17 protein-coding genes are annotated in these 26,320 nt (G+C 41.0%); 9 read left to right on the top strand and 8 right to left on the bottom strand.

Annotation, left to right across the window (positions count from 1 at the left end; genetic code table 11):
* The first annotated feature begins 4 nt into the window (after positions 1 to 4).
* The 3 genes from pgl to ACE1EF_RS14970 all read left to right on the top strand — a co-directional run bounded on the left by pgl (position 5) and on the right by ACE1EF_RS14970 (position 2,531).
* Positions 5 to 745, top strand: coding sequence for a 6-phosphogluconolactonase (pgl, locus tag ACE1EF_RS14980; RefSeq protein ID WP_375721490.1), 741 nt, complete (start codon positions 5 to 7; stop codon positions 743 to 745).
* 130 nt (positions 746 to 875) lie between these two features.
* The gene (locus tag ACE1EF_RS14975) at positions 876 to 1,688 is read left to right on the top strand and encodes a lysophospholipid acyltransferase family protein (RefSeq protein WP_375721489.1); all 813 of its coding nucleotides are present in this window, start codon (positions 876 to 878) and stop codon (positions 1,686 to 1,688) included.
* Positions 1,689 to 1,862: 174 nt separating this feature from the next.
* The gene (locus ACE1EF_RS14970; protein WP_375721488.1) at positions 1,863 to 2,531 is read left to right on the top strand and encodes a hypothetical protein; all 669 of its coding nucleotides are present in this window, start codon (positions 1,863 to 1,865) and stop codon (positions 2,529 to 2,531) included.
* Between the two features lie 196 nt (positions 2,532 to 2,727).
* On the opposite strand, the gene ACE1EF_RS14965 is transcribed toward ACE1EF_RS14970, so the two are convergent.
* The 4 genes from ACE1EF_RS14965 to nuoE are packed head-to-tail and all read right to left on the bottom strand — an operon-like array spanning position 2,728 to position 9,255.
* The gene (locus tag ACE1EF_RS14965; RefSeq protein ID WP_375721487.1) at positions 2,728 to 3,183 is read right to left on the bottom strand and encodes a ferritin-like domain-containing protein; all 456 of its coding nucleotides are present in this window, start codon (positions 3,181 to 3,183) and stop codon (positions 2,728 to 2,730) included.
* 10 nt (positions 3,184 to 3,193) lie between these two features.
* Positions 3,194 to 6,889, bottom strand: coding sequence for an FAD-dependent oxidoreductase (locus ACE1EF_RS14960; protein WP_375721486.1), 3,696 nt, complete (start codon positions 6,887 to 6,889; stop codon positions 3,194 to 3,196).
* Positions 6,890 to 6,944: 55 nt separating this feature from the next.
* Positions 6,945 to 8,723 (bottom strand): NADH-ubiquinone oxidoreductase-F iron-sulfur binding region domain-containing protein, encoded by a 1,779-nt coding sequence (locus ACE1EF_RS14955; protein WP_375721485.1) that lies wholly within the window; start codon positions 8,721 to 8,723, stop codon positions 6,945 to 6,947.
* A gap of 4 nt (positions 8,724 to 8,727) precedes the next feature.
* A complete protein-coding gene (gene nuoE, locus ACE1EF_RS14950; RefSeq protein WP_375721484.1) occupies positions 8,728 to 9,255 on the bottom strand; it encodes an NADH-quinone oxidoreductase subunit NuoE in 528 nt (175 codons plus the stop codon).
* A gap of 244 nt (positions 9,256 to 9,499) precedes the next feature.
* Here nuoE and ACE1EF_RS14945 point away from each other — a divergent pair, with 244 nt between their 5' ends.
* On the top strand, positions 9,500 to 11,077 hold the full coding sequence (locus ACE1EF_RS14945) for a hypothetical protein (protein WP_375721483.1): 1,578 nt from the start codon (positions 9,500 to 9,502) through the stop codon (positions 11,075 to 11,077).
* Position 11,078: 1 nt separating this feature from the next.
* Here ACE1EF_RS14945 and ACE1EF_RS14940 read toward each other — a convergent pair whose 3' ends face one another.
* Positions 11,079 to 12,200 carry a hypothetical protein gene (locus ACE1EF_RS14940; RefSeq protein ID WP_375721482.1) on the bottom strand — a complete coding sequence of 374 codons (1,122 nt, stop codon included), beginning with the start codon at positions 12,198 to 12,200 and terminating at the stop codon, positions 11,079 to 11,081.
* Positions 12,201 to 12,211: 11 nt separating this feature from the next.
* Complete coding sequence (locus ACE1EF_RS14935; RefSeq protein WP_375721481.1) at positions 12,212 to 13,072, bottom strand: phosphatase PAP2 family protein; 861 nt, start codon at positions 13,070 to 13,072, stop codon at positions 12,212 to 12,214.
* A gap of 276 nt (positions 13,073 to 13,348) precedes the next feature.
* On the opposite strand from ACE1EF_RS14935, the gene ACE1EF_RS14930 reads away from it, so the two are divergent.
* From ACE1EF_RS14930 to ACE1EF_RS14915, 4 genes are all read left to right on the top strand, one after another.
* The gene (locus ACE1EF_RS14930) at positions 13,349 to 15,067 is read left to right on the top strand and encodes a serine hydrolase domain-containing protein (RefSeq protein ID WP_375721480.1); all 1,719 of its coding nucleotides are present in this window, start codon (positions 13,349 to 13,351) and stop codon (positions 15,065 to 15,067) included.
* A gap of 146 nt (positions 15,068 to 15,213) precedes the next feature.
* Positions 15,214 to 15,639: a Fur family transcriptional regulator gene (locus ACE1EF_RS14925; protein WP_375721479.1), complete on the top strand. Its 426-nt coding sequence runs from the start codon at positions 15,214 to 15,216 to the stop codon at positions 15,637 to 15,639.
* A 179-nt stretch (positions 15,640 to 15,818) separates the two neighbouring features.
* Complete coding sequence (locus ACE1EF_RS14920) at positions 15,819 to 20,165, top strand: CusA/CzcA family heavy metal efflux RND transporter (protein ID WP_375721478.1); 4,347 nt, start codon at positions 15,819 to 15,821, stop codon at positions 20,163 to 20,165.
* Positions 20,166 to 20,177: 12 nt separating this feature from the next.
* Positions 20,178 to 21,293: an efflux RND transporter periplasmic adaptor subunit gene (locus ACE1EF_RS14915; RefSeq protein ID WP_375721477.1), complete on the top strand. Its 1,116-nt coding sequence runs from the start codon at positions 20,178 to 20,180 to the stop codon at positions 21,291 to 21,293.
* 290 nt (positions 21,294 to 21,583) lie between these two features.
* Here the strand turns inward: ACE1EF_RS14915 and ACE1EF_RS14910 are convergent, their stop codons facing one another.
* Positions 21,584 to 22,672, bottom strand: coding sequence for a phytase (locus ACE1EF_RS14910; protein WP_375721476.1), 1,089 nt, complete (start codon positions 22,670 to 22,672; stop codon positions 21,584 to 21,586).
* A 63-nt stretch (positions 22,673 to 22,735) separates the two neighbouring features.
* Positions 22,736 to 25,516, bottom strand: a complete 2,781-nt coding sequence (locus tag ACE1EF_RS14905; protein ID WP_375721475.1) for a TonB-dependent receptor — start codon at positions 25,514 to 25,516, stop codon at positions 22,736 to 22,738.
* Between the two features lie 283 nt (positions 25,517 to 25,799).
* On the opposite strand from ACE1EF_RS14905, the gene ACE1EF_RS14900 reads away from it, so the two are divergent.
* Positions 25,800 to 26,285: a hypothetical protein gene (locus tag ACE1EF_RS14900; RefSeq protein ID WP_375721474.1), complete on the top strand. Its 486-nt coding sequence runs from the start codon at positions 25,800 to 25,802 to the stop codon at positions 26,283 to 26,285.
* The last annotated feature ends 35 nt before the right edge of the window (positions 26,286 to 26,320 follow it).

The following is a 26,320-nucleotide window of genomic DNA, read 5'->3' as shown; positions in this document are numbered from 1 at the left end:
AGCCATGAGAAAACGTACCATCAATGGCCATAACATCCACATTTTTGAGACGCCTGAAGTAGCTACCACATGGATGGCAGATCAGATTGTGGAAGATGCCTCAAAAATTGACGCCGGGAAATATAATGTTGCACTTTCCGGTGGTTCAACCCCTTCCCTGCTTTTTTCAGCCCTGGCAAAATCAGATCCAAACGCTGTTTTTCTGCGCAACCTGAACTGGTTCTGGGGTGACGAACGCATGGTTTCGCCAGAAGACGATCAGAGCAACTATAAAGATGTTAACAAGCGTCTTTTTTCACAGGTTCCCATTAGCTTTTCACGGGTATTCCGTATTCGCGGTGAAGAGAATATTTGCAAGGAACGCATCCGTTATGAAAAAGTAATTGACAGTGTTTTACCCAAACGCAATGAATATCCGGTTTTTGACCTTATGATTCTTGGTTTAGGAACCGATGGGCATACGGCATCCATTTTCCCGAACAACATGGATCTTATCATGTCGCATAACTGGGTGGAAATTGCCAGACATCCTGAAACAGGACAATTCCGTTTAACCTTAACAGGGGAAGTTTTGAAGAATGCATTCCGTGTTGTATTTCTGGTCACAGGTGAATCCAAGGCGGAAGTGTTAAGCGACATTGTCAACAAAAAAGGTAAATTCAGGGAATACCCGGCGGCTTATGTTAAACCCAGAAGTGGCAACCTACTCTGGATCATAGATGAAGCAGCAGCATCAAAACTTTAAACAGTAATAGCTTTCATAACCAGACTACATCCCTTTTTTACAAGGTATTAGAATCTGCATGTCCGTTTTTTTTAATCCAAACGGAATCATTTCCGTCAATCCGTTTATCTTTGTAAAAAAATCCTGAAAAGTGGAATCTGATTATAAAAGATGGACTTACTTCCCCGGTAAAGTTTACGAGACACCTGAAACAAAAAAACGCAAATTCTGGGACAAACTGGTTTTGGGAACGCGCCTTTATTTTGTGCTCCGGTATATTCGAATTATTAACGTTAATGCCAAAAAAGCTTTGGCAGGAACATACGACCGGGAAGCCTGGGCGCAGTCGAGTATAGATATCAGGAACCTCACAGAAGATTGTGGTGCAAAGTACAATATAACCGGTCTTGATAACCTGCATAAACTCGAAGGGCCGGTAGTATTTGTAAGTAATCACATGAGCACACTGGAAACCATGGTCTACCCCGGCATTATTGCACCGGAGATGCCCGTTACATTTGTGGTGAAGGAAAGTCTGATGACTGCTCCTTTATTCGGTCCGGTAATGCGTTCAAGAGATCCTATAGCCGTTAAACGGGAGAATGTACGTGAAGACCTACTGGTAGTTATGCAACAAGGGCAGGCGAAGCTGAAGGAAGGGACATCCATTATTATTTTTCCGCAAAGCACACGTACCGTTAGCTTTAACCCGAAAGAGTTTAACAGCATGGGCATCAAGCTGGCTCAAAAAGCGAAAGTAAAAGTTGTGCCTATGGCTATAAAATCCGATTTCTGGGGAAACGGGAAACTGATCAAGGAGTTTGGTAAGCTAAATCGTAAAAAGACAGTTTTTATCGAAATAGGAAAACCATTTGCTGTAAGCGGAACCGGGAAAGAGGATCATGAAAGAGTGACAGCATGGATCAGTGAACGCCTGGATGAATGGAACAAGATTAGGTCATAACTTTTTTAATCATCAGGCAGAAAACAAAAGGTGCAGATATGTAATCGATGCTAGTATATGAACTAAACATATAAAAATCTATCATAATCATGAACATGATTATTAACCAAAGATATCTGTTCCTAATAAATTACTGCCAAGATCTAATAATTCTGTACCATTAAATTCACCATTATGAAAAGGATTAATACTTTTTTAATTATCATGATAGTCATATCTAACTATAGTTATTCTCAACAAGTGCAGTGCATTGATGATAATGGTAAATCATACAATGGATTTTTATTTTTATACCCATATGGAATTGCACAAGATAATATTGAAATTAATTATACGGATATTAACAAAGATACAGTACTTTTTATTAAAGGCGATGCATTAAGGTATGATAATCAATGGTTTAGTTTAACTGATGATGAGAATCAATATAGAAAATTAATAAATATTACTTATGTAGATGTTGAGTATAATATTTTTGTATTAAAATGCTTAAAAGCAAATAATATATTAAAAGTGTATATTGACAATAAAGTATGTTTTTCCCCTTGGGTAGTCGATAATATGTATATTGAGTATAAAGATTTTAATAAATATTTACAAGAATCATTCCCCATTCCAACATTAGATAACCCAGTGCATGAGAAGCCTTGTGCAAATTCAAATATTGTCGAGGATTTTCAAAAAGTAGATTATGTCGCAACGGCTGTTCAGGGCGACTGGGTGAAGCTTATTTTAGATGATGATAGCTTTACAAACAAAAATTTTGGGGAAGATAAAAATGGCTGGGTAAGATGGAGAAATGATACTGGTAAATTTATACTAAAAGTGGCATTTTCATACTAATAAGTGTGCTGTATTATATAGGTTATTGGGGCACAAAAAAATTTTCCAAAAAAGCAATGTTAATAAAGTCCGCAAGTTTGATCTTTTTATAAATAATGACGCAGGCAGGAGCCTGCACCTAACCTTGGGACAAAAAACAAAAAAAGGCGCAAATTATAAATCTGCGCCAGCCTGTATCCTGATATTTCTTTAAATCTTAATTTTCGCGGTACACCAGGTCGTCGTATTCAATTTCGAAGCGAAGTTTATGCTTGCTTTCCTCCTGGGCCAGATCGAGAAATACTTCTCTCAGTTCATCTGTAGGTGCTTTATCCGCCAATGCCATATATAAGCGAAAAGCTGCTTTTTCTTTGTTCATAGCCACCACAAGTGCCTGTTCATAACTCATGTCCGGTTCCACCTTAACACGCGCCACATAATCGCTGATCTTTAAATCTGTAATATCAGCTTTCTCGTAATGTTTAATCCCTTCTTCCCTGATTTTCAGCAAACGCACCTTATGCGTTACCTCCTCCTTGGCAAATTCTTCAAATACAGCTTTCATATCCTTCGTTTTTGCCTGTGAAGCCAAATCTGCATAAAACTCTACGGCCTTCTGCTCTTCTTCCATGGCAAAATCAAGAATTTCATCTATGGTATTAAATGTTTTCATCTTAAATCTTTTAATTCAGGTTGTTCTGAAACTCATCGTCAAAACGTTTAACCAGTGCATCACAACCATGTTCAAACAAACGGTTAAAATTATCGTCCTGCGTGTGTGTAAATTTATGCAATTCTGATGAATCGGGAGCAGGGAGCAGTGCAAAAAGTTCCATACGGATGGCATCCAGAGTCTCCGGACTTTTAATTTCCAGAGCACTCAGCATTCCGTTAATCTGAGCGTAATTTTCAACACATCCTTCCTTATTGATAACCTTTTCAAACTGCTGAATAATTCTGGCACTGTTTGTAAAGCTGCCTGATGTTTCCAAAGGTGCTGAAGCCGGGAGGATAAGATCTGCTTTTTGCGCTGTCTCTGTCATAAAATAATCCTGAACCAGGATGAAGTCCGCCTGCTTAAACCAGCTTTCCACTTTCATTTTATCAGTTGCACAACCAACCGGGTCTTCTCCAAAAATAAAGAAGTTGCGAAATGCATTCTGGTTCAGCAATGATAAATGTGTTGATTCGCTTTTGTCAGGAAGCTGATCCAGTCCCCACGTTGATGTCATTTTTGTTCTCAGTGTTTCATCATTAATGGACACCCCGCCCACTCCTGTATTGCTGCACACTCCCATATCGAACAAGCCCTGGGCATTGTTTTTCTCCTTCAATGCCACCAGTCCGCTTGCCGATTTCCCTAGCTTACCGGTAATAAGTGCCATGTTGTATACTTCGCAACTAAGATTGGATGATACCTGTTTCTCTGAAAAAATTAGCACAGCATTCATCTCATCGTTATAGGATTTTGCAAAAGCTTCAACCGTAGCAGCAGCAACGCCTGCCTTTTTAAGTATTGAATCGAAATCCTCTTTTAACAACGCAGATTTGTAGGCTTCAAATCCATCGGTATTATCATTTAGGTAAAACGCATTGTGTAAACCGGCTGCTAACATATAATGGTTTACCGCTTTTACAAACCAGTAATATGAATCAACTTTAAGCTCATGATCCACTTTTGCTTTCATGCTGTGTTTTTCATTCGTTGTAATGAATGTTACAGGGACTTCCAGCGAGGCACGGGCATTCTGCACCATGAATCCCACAACTGCATGGTCATTATTTAATTCAGATCCAAGCACATAAATGGACGAGGCATGTTTTATCTGTTCGTAAGGGACATTGGCTTTAAAATTCCGGCCATATCCTTCACCTCCACCCAGATAATAAAAGCTGTTGATTTGATTGGTTGCGGCTCCTGCTCTGGCCAGTTTCTGAACCAGGTATTGTTCTTCGTTGGTCATCCGCGCTCCGGCATAGAATGCATTGGTCTGATCCGGAATACCTGCTTTTATCTTTTCTGCAACGATCCGGTATGCTTCATCAAATGTGATCTCTTTGAAAGATCCATTTTCTTTACGTAAGGGTTTGGTGATTCTTTCTTTGGTATTATAAAACGTATAACCGAATCGTGGATACTTACAAATATTACCATCCTGATTTACAGGGCCTTCAGCCCCTTCTGTTTTCCATACAAATCCTCCTTTATCTAAAACCGAAAGCCTGCATCCCACACCGCAGTAGTTACAAACCGATTCGGAACGATTCAGTTTTACAGGTCCCGGTTTAAAGGTTACATTTTCTGTGATGGCCCCTGTGGGACAGGTGGAGATGCACATGCCACACGATTCGCAGGTGGTTTCCGTCAGGCTTTCGCCCAAACTCGGTGCAACAAATGTTTTAAATCCTCTCTCAACCAATCCAAGCGCTTTGGCTCCGACAACTTCATCACAAATGCGCACACAACGTGCACACAAAATACATTTGTTGTTGTCTATCTCAATATATGGATGAGAGAAGTCCACCCTGTACTCGGCATAGTCGCCATGAAAGCGGTTTTGATCGGCACCGTATTGTGTACTGTATTTTTTAAGATCACAGGTAAAATATTCGGTACAACCACACTCCAGACAGCGGTTGGTCTCATGCTTAGCCACAGCTTCCCCATCATATCCCAGCTCAACTTCATTAAAATTCAGCCGGTCTGTGGGATCAAGCACCGGCATTTCTTCACGCGTCTGATTCGCAAATTTTCCTATATATTCTTCTTTAACCTGTGGTTTAAAGTTGTCCTTTTTACTGATGAACTCAAATGGTTCCGGCTCGATGCTTTGCCCGGTCAGAAATTGATGGCAACTGCGTGATGCCACCTTAGCCTGGGCAATAGCTTCAATGATGGTTGCCGGTCCTGTTACACCGTCGCCCGCCGCAAATACCGAAGGGATACCGGTTTGCAATGTTTCTTTGTCAGCCACAATATCACCCCAGCGATTAACTTCCAGCTCCCCTACTGTAGCAAATTCATTGATGTTTTCGATGAAATCTACCTGCGTTTTCTGTCCGATGGCAGCTAGGATATAATCCACCTCCAGGTCAAAATCTGATCCTTCAACCGGAACAGGTCTGCGACGACCTGAAGCATCCGGTTCACCCAGTTCCATCCTTAAAAGCGTCATGGATTTCACATTGCCGTCAGCATCTTTATTAACCTTTTTCGGATTGGTCAGGAACAGATATTCCACACCTTCCAGTTTGGACTCATGAATCTCAATCGGGTTAGCCGGCATCTCTTTTTCTGTTCTCCGGTAAACGACATAAACCTTATCGGCACTACAGCGCATGGATGTACGACAGCAGTCCATCGCTGTATTTCCACCGCCAACCACAGCAACCGTTTTACCTTTAAAATTATACCTTTGTCCGGTGACTTCCATATTCTTCAGAAAATCGATTCCCGGGTATACATTTCCGGCATCGTCGCCTTCGCATCCAATCAGCGTTCCTTTTTGCGATCCTATGGTCAGTACGACAGAATCGTATTTTTCTTTCAACGTTCCATAACTCAGGTTATCTCCAAGCTTCTGATTATATGAAATCTTTGCGCCCAGTTCCGTAATGGCTGCCACTTCCTTATCCAGAATATCATTAGGCAGACGATACTCCGGAATACCATAGCGTAACCAACCGCCGGACTGAGGCGCCGCTTCATAAATATCACACTGATGTCCTTTTCTCTGCAGGAACCAGGCAGCAGATAACCCGCCAGGACCGGCACCAATAATAGCCACTTTTTTGCCTGTTGGTTCAGCCACATCGCCTACATAACGGGTAAGGGACTGCAGATCCATATCAGATGCAAAACGCTTCAGATAATCAATCCCGACAGGAGCCCCTTCATCCAGCAGGTTTCTGCGGCATGCTACCTCACAGGGCCGCACACATACACGTCCACAGATGGCAGGCAGCGGATTCACCTCCTTGATCAGTTCTACGGCCTCATTGTATTTTCCTTTTTCTATCAGCGAGATATAACCCTGAACATCCACCCCGGCCGGGCAAGTCTGCTTACACGGTGCTTCACAGTCTGCATAATGGTTACTTACCAGCAGATCCAGAGCCGTCTTCCGTGCTTTTTTCACCTTTTCGTTTTCCGTCTGAATGACCATGCCCTCTGCTACGCGGGTGGAACAGGACGGTTGCATATTGCGCATACCTTCAATCTCGACCACACACACAAAGCACGAAGAAAAGGGTTTCAGTCTTGGATCATGACACAGGGTCGGAATAGATATCCCATTGCGTCCGGCCACCTCCAGAATAGTTTCCCCCTCTGAAGCTTTTACGGTTTTTCCGTTCAGTATGATATTTAATGTTTTCATTTTCTATTATAATCAAGTATCAAGACACAAGAATCAAGATTTTTGCATCATGTTATTATGATAATTTGATGGCATCGAATTTACATTTGGAAAAACACATGCCGCACTGAATACACTTATCCTGGATAATATAATGAAGGCCTTTCTTTTCTCCTTCTATGGCATCCGTTGGACAGTTACGTGCACAAAGTGTACATCCGGTACAGTTTTCATCAATCACCGTATAGGTAAGCAGCTGCTTACAATTTAATGCCGGACACTTTCTCTCTGCGATATGCGCTTCGTATTCATCGCGAAAATACTTAATGGTGGTCAGTACCGGGTTTGGAGCTGTCTGCCCTAAACCACACAGAGAGTTTTCCTTGATCTGTACCGCCAGCTCCTCCAGTTTTTCGATGTCACCTTCTTCTCCCTTTCCTTCTGTGATGCGTGTCAGAATTTCCAGCATACGGCGGGTTCCCATACGACAGAATGTACATTTTCCACAGGATTCTTTCACCGTAAAATCCAGGAAAAACCGGGCCATATCCACCATACAGGTGGTCTCATCCATGATCACCATGCCACCTGATCCCATGATAGCGCCGGTTTTATTTACCGAATCGTAATCTACAATGGTATCGCCAAGGTAGGCAGGTATACACCCACCGGATGGTCCTCCCAGCTGTACAGCCTTGAACTTTTTACCGTTCTGGATGCCACCACCCAGTTTGTAAATAATATCATTAATGGTAATCCCCATTGGAACCTCAACCAGTCCGCCATTATTAATCTTACCGGTGAGCGCAAATACCTTTGTTCCCTTGCTTTTCTCAGTTCCGTATTTGGCATATTCACCTGCACCATTCAGGATGATTCCCGGAATATTAGCCCAGGTTTCCACATTGTTGATATTGGTTGGCTTTTTCCACAACCCTGCTTCGGCCGGAAACGGCGGCCGTTTCCTTGGCATGCCCCGTTCACCCTCAATCGATGCTATCAGTGCGGTTTCCTCACCACAGACAAAGGCACCGGCTCCTTCTTTTACATAGATATCAAAATCCAGACCTTCAATGCCAAATATGGCTTTCCCCAGGTAACCTTTCGATCTGGCCTGTTCAATAGCTATATTCAGACGTTTGATCGCCAGCGGATACTCTGCACGACAATAGATGACACCTGATTTAGCTTTAATGGCAAAACCACCAATGATCATCCCCTCCAGTACGGAATGCGGGTCACCTTCAAGAATAGACCGGTCCATGAATGCACCCGGGTCACCTTCATCGGCATTGCAGATAATGTATTTTTGCTCCGACTGATAATTCAAAGCAAAACGCCATTTCAATCCGGTAGGAAAGCCACCTCCTCCACGTCCCCTTATTCCTGAATCCAACACCTCCTGAATCACCATTTCGGAGGTCTGACCGCCATCAAGGATCTTTTTAATGGCCTTATAGCCGTTATGATTTTCGTATTCTTCTATATTTTCCGGATCAATAACACCACAGCGTGCCGTAACAAGTTTGGTCTGATGGTTCAGAAAATAATCCTCCTCCGTATTATATAAGTCACTTTTTACAATGTACTCCTTAACCGGTTCATTATTGATGATGTGTTTATCGATCAGCTCCAATACCTTATCCTCAGTGATCTCACCGTAAAGATGGTGCCCGGAGGCATCGATAACCTCCACCAGTGGTTCTTTATAACACATGCCTACACAGCTGGTTTTGGCCAGTTCAAAATCCAGATGTTCAGCATCCTTTAACTGCTGAAGCTTAGTGTAAACCTTTGACGCACCTGCAGCAACACCGCAACTGCCTAATCCTACTATGACTTTTGTGTTCTGCATGCTATTACGTTGTGGATTTATCTTTCAGTCTTAATTCATGTATGATCCTAACGGCTTGTTTTCCGGTCAGTTTCCCATAGGTTTCATCACCGACCATCATTACCGGGGCGAGTGAACAACATCCGAGACAAGCTACCGATTCCAGTGTAAATAAACCATCCGGAGTTGTTTCTCCATCTTTCACCTTCAGGCTCTCGGCCAGAGATTCGGTAATAGTTCCTGCATTCTGCACATGACATGCCGTTCCGTGGCACACTTTAATGATATGCTTTCCAACGGGATTCAGTCTGAATTGTGTGTAAAACGTTGCCACACCATACATATCGCTCAGTTCCAACCCGGTTTCATCCGAGATTTTCAACATCGCCTCGCGTGGTATATAGCCGTAAACATCCTGTGTTTTTTGCAGCAGGGGAATCAGATTTCCTGCTTTTCCGCGGTATGTATTAATCAGGTCATCAATCAGCGACAGGTCAATGTTATTCTGTCTTTCCACCGCCTCTTTTTCAAGCACTAATCTTTGTACTCTCATACACTACAAGTTAATTAATTATTGAGCAAAATGGCTCAACATGGCAAACAAAAATAACAATTCCTATCATGCTCTGAAACAATATCTTCGAACTCTTCTCAATTCAAAATGAAACTAAATTACGATAAGCATTTTACCGCTTGTACACGTTTACGATTTAGGTAAAGATTCTTAAACCAACATGCCTTTCTTAAAATATTACACAGGTTTTTACTAATTTTAATAGCTCAAAAAAAACGATGATATGAGATTCGCAACAAGCCTTTTACTTTTGACCGGTTTCCTTACTTTTTTATCAGCACAGGAAAAGGTGCAGCTTAAATACAGTGAACCGGAGTTTATAAATATGACGAATTTACTTGCAGCAGCCGACGACCATAGAGGGACCCTGCAGCTACTGAAAAAAACAGGTAAGAAAGAATACCGCATTGAATCATACAATACGAGTGACTTAACATTAACAAATACCGCTGTTGTCAATCATTCCACCCGGGATCAGATCTCATCAAGGTTCACCCCTGTTAATCTTGTGACCCTTAAAAATGAGAACTATCTCATCTTATCGGCGGTTGATCCGGGTAATATGAAACAATTTATTGCCCTGCAAAAAATTAAGCAATCCGGAGAAAATAGCGGAAAGATGCAGCAAATAGGATCGTTCAGTATAATCGATAATTTTGAGCAGTTTACCATAAAAGCAGTGACGTCAGAAAACGGGAATTATCTGGCCATAATGTCACCTGTGAACACCCTTGATGAGGAACGCTATACCTCAGAATTTATTCTTTACAGCACGGAAGGTCAGCTTATAAAATATTTCTCTCTGGATACTGATTATGAAACCCGGTGGACCAATACCGGCAGGATGACGGTAACGGATAAAGGGCGGATTGTAATTGCCATATCTGAACGTAAAAACAACGAGTGGCGGCCAAGTTCGATGAGCGAGGTTAAACTGGACCTTTACATCAGTCAGGCCGACAATACCTTCAAAAAAGTTAATGTATATTCTGATATTCAGGAGTATTCAACATTCGATTATCAGCTGACTCCGGATCAGAATAACATTGAATGCTGGGGCATGTATTCTGATATCGATAATAAATACGGAGGAGATGAAGCCAATGGTTTATTCAATATTATTATCGACATAGAATCCGGCGTGGTAACAGACGATGTGAAGAATCCCTTCAGCTTAGATATTATTGCAGATCTTCTGGATACCAGGGAATCGAAGATTGATCATACTAAAGGATTGCCCAAACAGTATAAAATCATTGACGTATTGTATCGTGGTAACGAAAGATGGCTGGTTTTCGATAATGTTATCTACAAAAAATATAATACCTATGATCCCAGATATGGCGCCTATGTCCACAATGATTTCTTTCAGTTTGGATCAGCCATAATTATTAAAACAGATAAGAGCTGTACTGTTAAAAATTACATTGTTATTCCCAAGAAGCAATGGTCGTTTAACGATAACGGCGTCTACAGCTCAATGATGGTTAAGGAGAAAGGAGACCGTATCCTTCTGTTTTTCAACGATTTCATAAAAAACACCAAAGCTGAAAAGATACCTGAGGCTGAGGTTGTTAAAATGGACGATCTCTTAAAGTCAGGCTTTTTCATGGTTGAAATTCAGAAGGATGGCAGCTGGACAAAAACCCTCGTTAAAAATAATCTGGAAGATAAAAAACTCATCTTCCCGCGTTCAGAACTTTCAATTGAAAAGAATGTGCAGTTTGGCTTATTTTCTGAAAAGGCTTACTCATCTAAAGAGAGCGGATTAAACGTGGGCGTTTATAAAATATCCTATTGAACTAATTCAGGGCTTTCTCAAAAATTCTGTATTTTTTATAGATGGTATAATCCTGCCGTTCCATGAGCGCTCGCATGCGAATATTTTCTTCCATTATCAGGTGGCTGTCCAGCGTTTTGAGCCGGCCTTTATTGGCTGATTCAAACAGGGCAACTGTCATAAGTGCATCAATACCTGAATTCTGCAGACTGGTTTTTACGCAGCCCAGGAGCAGGTTCAGCTGCGTTGTTGTTTTAAATGACCTCAAAATATAGGCAAATCCTATCGGGAATAACCTTCCCCGTGCTTTTTTAAACCCCTTACTGATATCCGGCATGGCCACCACAAAAGCGACAACCTTATCATCCGGATCAACAATAATCTTGATGTACTCATGATTTAACAAGGGAAGGAAACGTTCTGAAAACTCACGGGCCTCCTGTTCATCCAGTGGAGCAAAACCGTATATATCGGTATATGTTTCATTGATAAGATCGAAAACCGGCTGTACATAAGGTCTGATGGCTTTGGAGCTGTTGAATTTCATCACCCTGAACCCCCTGTTTTTAACCCTGTCGGCAATACGGTAGTATACATCCGGAATAATCTCGGGTATAACACTTCTATACTGAAACAGGTCCAGTTTCTTGGTATAACCGTTCTGCTCTGTAAAATCAACCATGTATGCATAGCTGTGATTGGTCACCATTACAGAAATCGGGTCATCGAAACCCTCAATCAGAAAACCCTGAGGATCTTTATCCGAAAATCCGAGTGGTCCCACTAACTTTGTGGTCCCGTTTTCTCTGGCCCAGTCCTCTACAGCCTGAATTAAAGCAGCAAACACTTCATCATCCTCTGTACATTCAATAAAACTGAAACGTGCATTATTCTCATTATGACCGGTATTGTACACCTGGTTAATAATTCCCATAATACGACCCTCGACCCTACCGTCTTTTTCTGCCAGAAACATGATGGTTTTGCAATGATCGAAGGCATGATTCTTCTTTCTGTCAAATACCTTCCATTCATCAGAAATCAATGGTGGGAGCCATTCCCTATGATGCCTGTGAAGCTTATACGGTAAATGAATAAAAGTCTTTAAATCGCTTTTGCTTTGAACTTTCCTGATAGTAACCATGCACGTTTAAATTAAGTTGATACTTCCAAATTCCGCCTATCCGGCTTTTTGTAGAGCCATCCGGATACAATTAAGAGTAAAGGTGCCATAATCAGACCTCCAAACACATCAACCGCATAATGGGCTTTTATATAAACGGTTGACAGGATAAGAATGAGAACAACAGGCCAAATAAGATGAAAAAACCGAGGGATATACCTTTTTGAAAGGATGAGTATAATAAATGAGATACCCACATGTGAACTTGGAAAAGCGCCTGTAGGTTGCTCGGCTATGCGCTGAATAAAATGCACCAGTGAAGCAAATAATAAGCCTTCAGGTACTGCATTCTGAGGATACGAAAAGTAAAACTGCGGCCCCTGGGCTGGTATGATGCAAAACAGGAAGTAGAAAGCATACATGCCAAACGTAAGCTCAAAAACGGGACGTTCAGATTCATTCCTCTTTCTAAAAAATAAATAGACTATGAAACCGGCGATGAGCAGATAAAAGCTGAAATACCCGAAGTACATCAGTTCACTGAACAGTTTTCCTGATAAGACCTCTGAAAAAACCAGACTGGGCTGCAGACCAAAAAGCTTCTCATCCAGATGAATAAGCAATGGATCAATATTGTTAAATATCAGCGTGTTATAATGCACTGTTTCGGAGTAAAAATAACCGCTCACCATTAAGGGATAAGCATCCCTTATCAACCGGACAACAGGATGAATGCTCTTATTGCCAATGTAAATCAGCAGAAAAACCAGGGGAAGCAAAAGCAAACGAACTAAAACCAATGGACAAACCTGCAAGGATTGATCCTTTGCAAAGACTATAAACAAAGTGCTTACGGCCAGATAACTTAGAAAAACGTAATCGATCTTCTTCAATTTTGCAGTCCCGGGATTGATAAAACAGAGTAAATATAGGTTTTTATGTGATATGTTCGACACAGAAAACAGAACAACAAACTTTCAGCATTAAATGCAATTACACCAGGGGGTTTAACATCCTCTCCTGATTCAGGATTCAAACTGCAGATACTTTTGATGCATTAACAGTTACTATTCTGTTCGTATTTTAAAGGAACGTTTAAACATTTAATCTAACTATCTTTTATTAAATGAATTAATTAGCTATATTTAATGACTCTCAAGTATTAAATTATGAAACCTCACATCGTCATATTGCTATTGCTGCTGTTCCTTTCTGCCTGCCAAAACAAATACAAGCCCATAACAGGATATTGGGAAGCTACATTTACAGATTCTGTTAATTTTCCTAATCAAATATTGTATTTTAATGCTGAAAATGGAAAATTAAAACTAACCATCGATGAACCGGAAGATGGCTTATTACATGTTCCGGGAGAACATGTCTGGTTTCAAAATGACAGTCTGCATTATGAAACTGTAAGCGGAATCTACAAATATGACGGGAAACTGAATCCCGATAAAAATATCATTAAAGGCATACGGTTTGCCGGAACGGCCTATTCATCTCCGTTTATCATAAAACGTACTACGCCAGAAGCACTTACCTATTATAAGATACCACGCTTAAAAGCAAACGGAGACCGCGACTTTTCTTACGCCATTCATCAACCGGTTCAGGCAGAGGATGGCATTGTAACGGGTGACCTGGCCGGGGCAGGTATTGATTCCAGCTATCTGGTTCAGCTTGTAAAGGATATCCTAAGAGGTAAAATGGCAACTGTTCACAGTCTTCTGCTTGTAAAAGATAACAAACTGGTTTTTGAGGAGTATTTTCACAACTATAATCGGGGTGATGTGCATAAGGTGGAATCGGTGATTAAGACCATTCAATCGGCCTTGGTTGGCATTGCCATAGATAAAGGTTTTATTCAAAGTGCGGACGACTTTGTCGCAACATACTTTTCTGACAGGGACAGTACCAAATGGATCAGGGAAAACTATCCTGTAAGAATCAAACATCTCTTAAGCATGACATCCGGTTTGGAGTGGAAGCCCTATAATGAAGATGGACCAAGTGATGATTCTGAAATCTACCTTTCACAGGATTACATCAACTATGTTCTGAATAAAAAGCTGATCAGCGAACCAGGGAAAACGTTTTTGTACAATAACCGTTTTAACTTTTTACACCAGGGAATCATAGAAAAAACTTCCGGTATGTCGCTTGATAGTTTTGCTGAAACATATTTATTTGGTCCGCTGGGAACCGATGAATATGAGTGGAAGACAATTGAAAACGGGAATTATAACTTTCTTGATGCCCTGAAACTTTCACCAAGGGCGATGATGAAGTTCGGTATGTTATACCTTAATAACGGCAAATGGAACGATCAGCAGATTATTTCACCGGAATGGGTCAGAGTTTCAACTGCACAACATGCCAATGCAGGCTCACTGGATTACGGTTATACCTGGTGGATGAGAAACTATACTGTTAATGGAAGAATATTCCGGACTATATTTGCCCTTGGTCATGGAGAACAGATCATCATGCTGATACCTGATGTCAATGCAGTATTTGTAATGACAGGAGGCAACTTTATGCTAAGACCTCAACGCCAGGATGAAATACTTAGCCACTACATACTGCCTTCGTTAAATACAAAATGGAAAAATACTCCGGTAATCGATTTACACAGGCTGACAGGCAATTATGAAACCAACAGTCATGAATTCCTGAAAATTGAACTGCACAATAAAAAACTACAAGTGACAGATCCTTCAGATCGCCGGTTTTATCTTATTCACCAAAAAGGGAATGTGTTCCTTGTAGAAGATTCACCTTTATCAGTTATTTTTTATGTCAGCGATTCCGGTTCAACGCTAAAAGCAGACGTGTATAATAATGATCAGATCGTAGACAGACTGATCCAGAAAACATCTGAGTGAAAATCAGGTGATGACCTGAAATAAGTTTTATAGCGCCGAAATCCGTTTTAGGAGTTGTTTATTCAGATTTGTTTTCTATTCCCTAAAACAATTCGTAAATTTAGATGTTTCTAAACAGGAATCATTCTTACTTAGATATAATTCAAATGATGGTGAGTGCCGAAGAAATTAAATCCAGACTTGTAGGAGCCGGGCTTAAAGTTACGCCACAACGGATGAATATCCTGGAGGCTGTATACACTTTAAAGAACCATCCCACTGCAGAAAAAATTACGGAATTCGTTCGGAAACGGAACCCCAACATTGCCACAGGAACAGTATATAATGTGCTGGAAACGCTTGTGGAAAATGAGCTGATTAAAAAAGTTAAGACAGACCGGGATATCATGCGGTATGATGGCCTGACAGAAAATCATCATCACCTGTATTGTTCCCAGTGCGATGTGATTGAAGATTACTTTGATACTGAACTGGATGACTATTTACACGACTATTTTAACCGTAAAAAGATACGGGGATTTGAAATTGATGATATCGTTCTTCAAATCCGCGGAAAATTTAGTAAATGTTGAATTAAAAAATGAAGCAAATGAGTTATATTTACACTGAATAAAATTAACCGACAATAGATTGACAACAATTAATATTGTGTCATTCAACATTCATTTCCACCCAGAATTAGATCTTTAATAAGGACATAGTGTCTTATTGAAACGTGTTATTAAAACTCTCAATTCAGAATAATTACATCATGCTGGAAAAAATTGTAAATTTTAGTGTCAGAAATAAACTGATAATTATCCTCTTTACTCTAACAGTTGCAGGATTTGGCATTTACTCTATTTCAAGAATACCTGTAGGAGCTGTTCCTGATATCACCAACAATCAGGTACAGGTGATTACAACTTCCGGAAATCTTTCAACACAGGAGATAGAACAGTTTATTACGGCGCCTGTAGAAATGGAAATGGCAAATTTACCTGGCGTGGAGGAGATCCGGTCGGTATCAAAATTTGGTATTTCCGTTGTAACCGTTGTGTTTAAGGAACGTTTGGGAACCTATCTTCCCCGTCAGTTAATTGCTGAAAAGATAAAGAGTGCATCGGCAAATATTCCGGAGGCTTACGGTGCGCCGGAAATGGGTCCTATAACTACCGGACTTGGGGAAATCTACCAGTACATCGTTGATGTAAAACCCGGTTATGAGAACCGGTATTCACCTATGGATTTAAGAACCATACAGGACTGGATTATTAAACGAAGATTATCGGGCATTAACGGAGTGGTGGAGATTAACAGTTGGGGAGGTTATTTAAAACAGTATGAAGTTGCGATTGATCCGTCGCGTCTGCTCAATCTCAATATCAGCCTGATGGATGTTTTTGATGCGCTGGAAAAAAACAACAGCATTTCAGGAGGATCCTATATTGAGAAAACCAACCAAAGCTATTTCATCAGGGGCGATGGACAGGTGACATCTCTTGAAGACATCGAAAACATTGTGGTCAGAAACAATGCCGGAACACCGGTATTGATCAGGGATCTTGGCAAAGTTCATTTCGGCTATGCAAACCGCTTTGGGGCTATCACGGCAAACGGCAAAGGTGAGACGGTTCTCGGGCAGATTATGATGCTTAAAAATGCCAACTCCAAAGAGGTGATCAATGAAGTAAACGCCCGGGTAGAAGAGATTCAGACCAATCTTCCGGAAGGTGTTTTTATCAATCCGATTCTGGAACGGAGTGAACTGATTGCCAAAACATCATTCACAGTAGTAGAAAACCTGGTTTTAGGAGCCATAATTGTCATGCTGACCGTCATTCTTTTACTCGGCAATATCCGCTCAGCCCTTGTCATCGCCTCCATGATACCACTGGCACTGCTGTTCACCATTTCCATGATGTTTATTTTCGGCATTGATGCCAATCTCATGAGTCTGGGGGCACTGGACTTTGGGATCATTATTGATGGTGCAGTTATTATTGTGGAATTTATAGCCATAAAAATGACGATGCAGAAGAAGGAAATACTGGAAGGCGGCAAGGATACGCGTCAAACTATTATGGACAGAATTTCACATGAAGGTGCTTCCAAAATGATGAAATCGGCCATCTTCGGACAGGTCATCATTCTTATCGTTTTTATCCCGATTCTGTCCCTGAGCGGCGTGGAAGGAAAAATGTTCCGCCCTATGGCCTTGTCATTCTCCTTTGCCATCATCGGAGCCATGATTATGGGCCTCACCTGGCTTCCGGTAGCTTCATCACTGTTCCTGCGTCCGGGTAAAACAAAAAAATTCAATATCTCTGACCGGATCATGAATATAGCATACAAGTCCTACCTGCCTGTCATCAAATGGTCGTGCAACCATAAAAAAATCGTGCTCGGTCTGGCATTGGTATCACTTATCATAACCGGTGTATTGTTTTCAAGAATGGGAGGAGAATTTGTTCCGACACTGGATGAAGGAGATTTTGTGATACAGCCTGTTTTAAAAACCGGCACGTCATTGTCTAAAACAGTTGAGATGACGACCAGGATGGAAAATATTCTGATCAGCGAATTTCCCGATGAAGTGCATCAGATTGTATCGCGTATAGGGGCAGCAGAGGTACCCACCGATCCCATGTCGATGGAAGAAATTGACATGATCATCAAATTAAAACCAAGAGATGAATGGAAAGTGGCGAAGGGCAAAGAAGAGCTGGCAGATAAATTCAAAACAGCGTTATCCGTTATTCCGGGCATTGAATATGAATTTACCCAACCCATAGAGATGCGTTTTAACGAGCTGATAACAGGTGTACGATCCGATATTGCCATTAAAATATTCGGAGAAGATCTGGATTACATCACTCAGAAAGCCACGGAGGTTAAAAACAGAATATCCGATATTCCCGGAGCCAGCGATATCATTCTTGAAAAGACTTCTGGGTTACCACAGATCAGGGTAAAATATAACCGGAGTAAAATTGCCTACTATGGCGTTAATGTTGAAGATTTAAACACATACCTGTCTTCAGCATTTGGTGGCAAAATTGTAGGCGTTGTTTTTGAGGGAGAAAAACGCTTTGATATGGTGATGCGCTTTGGCAATGAAAACCGGACAGGTATCGATAATATCCGTCAGCTCAAGGTGCCTGTTTCAACGGGGGCACAAATTCCTTTGTCGGAGCTGGCAGAAATATCTTATACCCAGGGCCCGGCAAAAATATCAAGGGACAATACCCAGCGCCGCGTTGTGGTGGCCGTTAATGTGAGAAACCGTGATTTACAATCGGTAATCATGGATATTCAGCAACGCATAGACAATACCGTTAAGCTCAGTCCGGGAAATTATATTGAATACGGCGGACAGTTTGAGAATTTACAGAATGCGTCCAGACGCTTATTGCTTGCCGTTCCCATAGCTATGTTACTGATTTTTATATTCCTGCATTTTGCCTTTAAGTCTTTACGGGACGCCATCATGATATTCACTGCAATTCCTTTGGCTACAGTCGGCGGTGTATTTCTGCTATGGCTTCGGGGATTGCCTTTTAGTGTTTCAGCAGGTGTAGGTTTTATTGCCCTGTTCGGGATTGCCGTTTTAAATGGTATCGTATTGATAGAACACCTGAAAGAACTGGAACATCAGGGGATGAAATCCATGCGAGAACTGATCATAACCGGAACAAAAGACCGTCTGCGTCCTGTAATGCTGACAGCAGGAGCTGCAGCAACCGGTTTTTTACCTATGGCCATTTCAACCGGAGCCGGGGCAGAAGTTCAACGTCCGCTCGCAACAGTTGTTATTGGCGGCCTGGTAACTTCAACCATGCTTACCATGATAGCATTGCCCCTTCTCTATGAAATTTTTTATAATGTCAGGCGCATCAAACTCTTTCCCCCACGCTTTATCCGGTCGGGTAGTATGGGTGCAGCGATCCTGATTCTTTTAGCCTCAGGTACGACCACGTTTGGTCAGAACAAAACGATGAACCTGAACAACGTCATTGAAATTGCCCTTCAAAATAATGCCGGAATTGCGGCCTCTTCGCTCAGGGTAGATGAAAGTAAAGCATTAAAGAAGACGGCTTATGCATTTGATCATACAACGATAAGTTATGGTTTGGATCAGAATAATATAGCAGAAAACGGATACCCTTTAAAAGTATGGGGTATAGAACAGGGGTTCAGTTTCCCGACTTTTTACGCGGCTCAAAGCCATTCAAGATCCATTGAGGTTTCGATTGCAGAAACAAAACTGGACATACAAAAAAGGACCGTGATTAAAGACGTTTCACATGCTTACTTCAGCTGTCAGATGTTGCAGAGCAAGCAAAAGCTGTATCATAACCTGGATAGTCTGTACTCCGAATTACTGAACAATTCAGAAAAAAAAGCAGAAAAAGGTGACATCAGTCAGCTGGATGTACTGAACATTAAAGCTAAAAAAAGTCAGACAGTTATACTTCTGAATTCGGTTAATATTGACCTTGAGAACAGCTATAAGAAGCTTAAGACCCTTATGAATTCTGACACGGACTTCAATGTATCCGATTCCCTTGAGTTGTTACAGGTAGCACCACCGGAGCCTGATTCCCTTCCATCCATTCAACTCCTAAAGTTTGAAAATGACTTTTCAAATTCACTGGTTAAAGTGGAAAAAAACAGAACATTGCCGGACTTCACGGTTAACTACTTTCTGGGATCAAACCGTTATGATAATGCAAAAATCTACCACGGTTTTCAGGTTGGCATTGCCGTTCCGTTGCTTTTTGCAGATGATAAAGCCCGTATTCAGGCAGCTAAAATTGGTGCCAACGCACAAACTACGGCTTCGGAAAATGAAATTAAAAAAATCAATAATAATCTGAATGAGCTTGTAAATACGCGCTTAAAATACAAGGCACAGCTGGATTATTATTTTTCTGAGGGCAAAATGCTGTATGATGAGATCATGCGTACCGCGCTCAAATCCTATGAACTTGGTGAAATCAATTTTTACCAGTTTGTCACCAGTTTTGAATCTGCCTCGGGGATTGAACTGGACTTTTACGACAACCTGTTCAACTACAACGTCATATCTTCAGAAATCATAAATTATTCAAAATAAACAGTCACGATTATGAAATCACACTTCATTTTATCCATACTATTATTCAGCACAGTACTTTTTTCTTGTCAAAACAAATCTGCGGAGACAGAAGAAGCTCCGTCTGATTTGATTCAAATTACAAAAGCCCAGTTTGACTCGGAAAAGATGGCCCTGGGTGCACCGGAATTAAGTTCGTTTTCTGATATGGTTTACTTTACCGGAACCATTATACCTACCATAAACGGAAAGGCTCAGATTAGTCTTCCGGTTCCCGGAATAATAAGTAAGATATATGGTAAACCCGGAATGGAAACGGCCAAAGGAACAGTATTACTGGAGGTGACCGGAAACGCCTTATTTGACCTGCAGAAGGATTATGCCGAATCATCAGCCCTGTTGAGACGATTGAAAAGCGATTATGAACGGACCAAAGAGCTCAGGGATGAAAACATCGGAACAAAAAAGGAATTTGTTCTTGCCGAAAGTAACTTTATGGGCGAAAGAGCCAGGTTGAATGCCCTGAAGATGAAACTTGAGAAAATCGGTTTGGATACGGACAAAATTGAAAACGGGAATTTTTACACCGCTTACACCCTGAAGTCGCCGATAAAAGGTTATATAACAAGCATTATTGCAACTGTTGGTCAGTATATCGAACCGCAGCAAACCATTGCTGAGATTATTAATCCCGAAACATTCCAGATAAAACTTTCGGTATTTGAAAAAGACATCAATAAACTGAAACCAGGCCAGACCATTGAGTTCTACTCTGCAGGAAACAAAAGCACAAGGTACAGTGCCAGGTTAGCAACTGTGGGAAAAGCCATAATGTCTGATACCAGGTCCATTGAATGTTTTGCAGACATTGACCCGTCCGGATCTTCAGAATTCGTAAATGATCAGTTTGTAGAGGGAAACGTAGTTGTTAATTCAGAAATGCTTCTCTCTGTTCCGGAAACTGCCGTGCTTTTTTCCGGAAATGACGCCTATATATTAACATATGAAAACGAAACTCCGGACAATTACTTCTTCAGCAAGGCAAGAATTAAAACAGGCAGAAAGACAGACCGTTTTATAGAATTGACTGAGGCCCCGAAATCTGATAAAATACTTGTCACAGGTGTATACAACCTTGCCATTGACTGATGGTTATACCCTTTTTATATATGCAACAAAAAGAGGCTGTCCAAAAGGTAAAATCTGTATAAACTTTACTTATGGATTGTAAGTAGCCTGTTATAAACTACCCATGAAAACCCTTTTTCCCTCCGCTGTAGCTTCTGCGACATGCGGAAAGGGAACATAAAGTCTCCCACTTTTGGAGAGGCCCGATAGCTTCAAGGATGGAGGGTATAAGAAAGTTTATTTCAAAAAAAGTTTCTATTGTTTATATGCCTTTTTTGGTCAGTGTCTTTTAATAAAATGTCCGTTATATTTTAGTATTTGAACAGGTTTAATACACTATCCATGGAGATGTATTTATAATTCTGGCTCATTTTTTTCCGCCCGTCATAATTGTATCCATCCTGAACCACCAGAATGCCTTTCGGATATTTGGGTCCCATTGGAACAGCACTTATATCAATTCCATCTGTTTCTTCCACACCATCAACTTCACCATCAGTAATCCTGAAACTACCCAGATATCTGTTACTGTCCTGCCTTTCAAATACGGCATAAGTATAATTTCCCTGTGACGAAGCCATCAAAAGACCATTGCCGTTGCCCGAATCATATATCGCCAGTCCTTCAATGTCATATTTTATGTTTCTGTTATCTTCTGAACTGTTCTTCACAAAGGTGCCATTGGTTGATCCATCCGGTTCAGCATTGAATTTCCAGATTCCGGCCTGCTCTTCACCTAAATACAACACGGCATTCTCATCATCCGTTACCATTCCCTCGGTCTGGGTTCCAACAGAAAAGGAACGAACCATTTTAGCATCAACTTTATTACCATTGGTAAACAATTCCCATTGTTCCACTTCACCGGCTTTGCTGTTGACAAACACGAAGAATTTTTCTGTTTTACGGCTGTGATACATGCAAAGGCCATAAACTTCGTCCTGCATTTGTGATGGGATAAGCCTGGCGTGCACTGTATCCAGCTTTCCGTCAGGATAGATTTGAAACAACGATATAGATTGAAACGAACGGTTGGAAGCCGCAACAATATCCACCGTATCTCCATTTAAAGAATAACCTTGTCTGATATCGCAGTTATTCATTTTACCTGATGCCAGATAGTAAAGCTCCTTTCCATCCAGATTATAGGTTGCCATTCCACCTTTTTTATCTGTTCCTACAATGATTGATTTTTCAGGATCAGTCCGGTTGATCCAAATGGCAGGATCATCAGCTGAATCGTCATTCCTGCCTTCCGGCACCGGCGTAGTCTCTGTTGTTGCATTGACCAGATGCTTTATATGCTCTCCTGCTTTGCGGGAACCTTCACCTGGCCTGTTACAGGATAGAACAAAAAATACCAACAACGAGGGAATATAGTATATTAGCCTGTTTTTCATGTGTTTAAAATTTATTCCGGAACTGCAACATCAGTTCCGGAAGTATAAATAATATAAAACAGATTAAATGTCAAATTTAATTCCTAAAAACACTTTGGACCCATAGTATTCTTCCTGCATTGTCATTTCAGGAGAACCCTGGTAATATCTCAAAGGCTGATTCAAAAGATTATTTGCCTCAACAAATATATTCAGCTTGTCAGTGATTGAAAAGTTTGCATTAAAATCCAGATAGGTTACCTTGTCATAATACCTGTCATAAAATGCCTCATCACCCATCTCATCAATAAACGCATCTGCATAGTTAAGCGATGCTCTTAATGTTAGTTTCTTTCCTTCGTAATAAAGTGATGCATTGAACGTATTATCAGGAGTGCCCGGTAGTTTAACATCTTCATTCTCGCGACCTTCCAGGTTAAAGTTTTTAACCCTGGAATGATTGTAGGTATAATTGGCATAAAAACCGATCTGCTTCCAAAAACCCGGCAGAAAATCAAACTGACGCTGAAAAGCAAGTTCAAACCCGTAAAGATTGGCATCCCCGGCATTCAGGGGCTGAAAGAATTTGTCATAAGTGTTACCGGCATATGCGAAATCTCTTGATTCCTGAGTGACAATAAAATCGGAAATACGTTTATAGAAAATCCCGGCAGATATCTGTCCGATGCTTTTATAGTAATGTTCAAACATAGCATCAAAATTCATTGATTTGGTAGGCACGAGCTCCGGATTTCCGATTTCAGCTTCCATATCCTCAAGGTTAATCTGAACATGGGGTACCAGATCAAAATATTTCGGACGGGCAATTGTATTTGTCCATGCAAACTTCAACATTGTATTTTTGCTAAACGAATATTTTCCTATAACTCCCGGAAGAAGATTCACATAGTTATCTGTAATCGGACCGGTTACTGAAAGCGATTCATCTCCTTCGGTATCAACCTTAAGCTCCCTGCCTGTATATTCAAGATTTGTTGCCTCCATACGCAACCCGGCAACCAGGTCTAATTTCTTGCCTATACTCTGGTCATATCTGATATAACCGGCAAATACATTTTCTTTGGCATTAAAGTTACCTGCAAGTTCTTCGAGTACCCGGGTTTTAATAAATCCGGAATTAAAATCAATACCACCCAAATATTCTTTCGAAATAAAATTTCCGGCCTGATACCGGTCTCCCGCAAGGAAATTATCTTTACTCATGTCAACCATATTCTGAAACGAACCGGCGTTAAATGCATCCTCATCCTCCGGTTCATATTCGTAAAAATCATTGTCACGCTTCTTCTCTTTACCTTTGTAGCTTGCTCCAACCTTTACCCTGTTTTTAAATTTCCCGTCATTAAGCGGAACCGCGAAATCAATTTTAAAGTTTTTATCAATATCATCGGTATACTGATGTTGTTCTGTTAATTCTTTCAAACCCCATTCACTGCTTAGGTCCTTTGCATCCGGCGTTACAATTGCATAAAACGGTTTTCTGGTATCAGAAAGATCCGGATTAATGACCGTTCCCTTGTAGCGGTACGCAATGTATCGTTCGTTAGGCCTGTCTTCTGAAGCTTTAGCATAAGACCCTTTCCAGGACAATTCGGCAGCACCAAAGTGATGTTCGCCCTTTAAGGCAAAATCCATTGCTTTCTGATCTTCAAGACGTGCATATTTATGATCACCCGTTCCGGCTTTTGTCTGACGTCTTATTTCTGCTTCCCAAACGCCATCATCCTCATTATATTCAATATCTTTAAACTGAACTCTGTAGCGGTTTTCCCAGTCCTTACGATGGTTGTAAATCCCTTTGAGTTCAATTTTATGGTTTGCATTAAAATTATAATCGAATGAAGCCGAATAACTTTGGCGTTCACGCTGCACATTATAGGTACGAATCTGAAAATCGGTCATAAAGTTCATATTATCACCTTTTTCCCATTCACCTTCTATGTTATCCGATCCAAGGCTTATATTCTGGTACGAACCGGAAAGGACCATTCCCAGTTTATCCTTCAAAAAGCGGTCACCATACACCAGGGAAATGTTTTCATCCGGTTTGTTTGAAAGAAAATTATAGCCTCCGCCAACGGTACCCGAAATGCGGCGCTTATATGGTGAACTTTTCGTAACAAGGTTCACCGAACCGCCGATGGCATCAGCATCCATATCAGGAGTTATCACCTTATTTACCTCCACCATCTGAATCATATCCGATGGAATCAGGTCAAGCTGAATGGAACGGGTTTCTGCCTCAGCAGATGGAATACGGTCGCCGTTTATGGTTACTGCATTATATTCCGGTGCAGTCCCACGTATATTACCAAAGCGGGCCTCTCCCTGATCATACTGTACATTGATACCCGGAATACGTTTCAATGCATCACCAATATTGGCATCGGGGAACCTGGTCACCTGGTCCGATGAAATTACATTGGTAATATTTACACTGTTTTTTTGCTGGTTTATTGCTTTAGACTGACCCTGAAGGGAACTGTTGACCACGAGTTCCTCCATGTTAATTCCGGCCTCCAGTTTAAAGTCCAGGGTAGCTGTTTCTCCCTGTGCTACTTTAATATCCCCAGTCTGGGATTTAAAACCAATATATGATACTGATACGGTATAATCTCCCGGATTGGCAACTGTCAACCGGTAAAAGCCATTCACATCCGATATTGAACCCTTATTCAGTGTTTCAATAAAAACAGAAGCTCCAGGCAAAGGCAAGTTTTCCTCGTCTACAATCCGGCCTGCTATCGTTGGTTTACTGGCACCAGCATCTGTGTTTTCATTATCCGCATTAGCACTGTAAGATATAATTCCCGTAAGGAACAAAGTGAGTAGAAACTTTCGCATAATTAATAGGTTTTAAATTATGCCCCAATAATATGCCATAAGCATCTCATTACTATATCATTGAAAATAAGTTTGAATAACAAACCCATGTCGAACTTACTACACTGATTATTTGGTCTTTATAAAAATTAGAGATCTTCAGCACTTATTTTTAAACGCAGGAACAAGGCTAGAATACGGAACTAGGTTAAAAACAACAGATAGACAATTTGAGGCAGTCGTAAATCAAAAGTAAAATTCACTATTTTTATATTCATTTAAATCAACAACTTATTTACCTGTTATGAAAAAGATTTTGCTGTTATGCATTTTAATTACGATTAATCTACATTCCTTTTCTGTTTCACCGTCAGGGAAAAGTGAGAACACCATCGTTACTGTTGGTATTATGCAGGGAGGAGGATCTTTGCTTGGAGTGGATGTGGAACAACGTGTAGCAAACCGGATTGGCATCCAGCTCGGAGGAGGATTTTTGGGGTATGGCGGTGGTGTAAATTATCATCTTCAGCCAGGGATCAGAAGTTCCTGCCTTTCTCTTCAGTATATTCACCAGGGATACAGTAAATATGGTAGCAATTTTCGCCGAAACACATTGCTGACAGAAAACTCAGCTCTTACAGCCTCATATGTCTACAGGGCGAGAAAATGGTTCACCTGTCAGATCGGTCTGGCATACAGCATTGATCCGGATGATAGAGACTGGACCTATGAAACCTCCCATGTTCCCATATTTTTAATGTATTCAATGGGCGCATATCTGCCGTTTTAAGCACTTATGAATTCTAACCTTAAAATATACCACAA

Origin of the sequence: Quyinboa sediminis (assembly GCF_042219855.1) — a bacterium.
Taxonomy (GTDB): domain Bacteria; phylum Bacteroidota; class Bacteroidia; order Bacteroidales; family UBA5342; genus JBHJHP01.
This window is presented reverse-complemented; position numbering and strand designations above follow the sequence as displayed.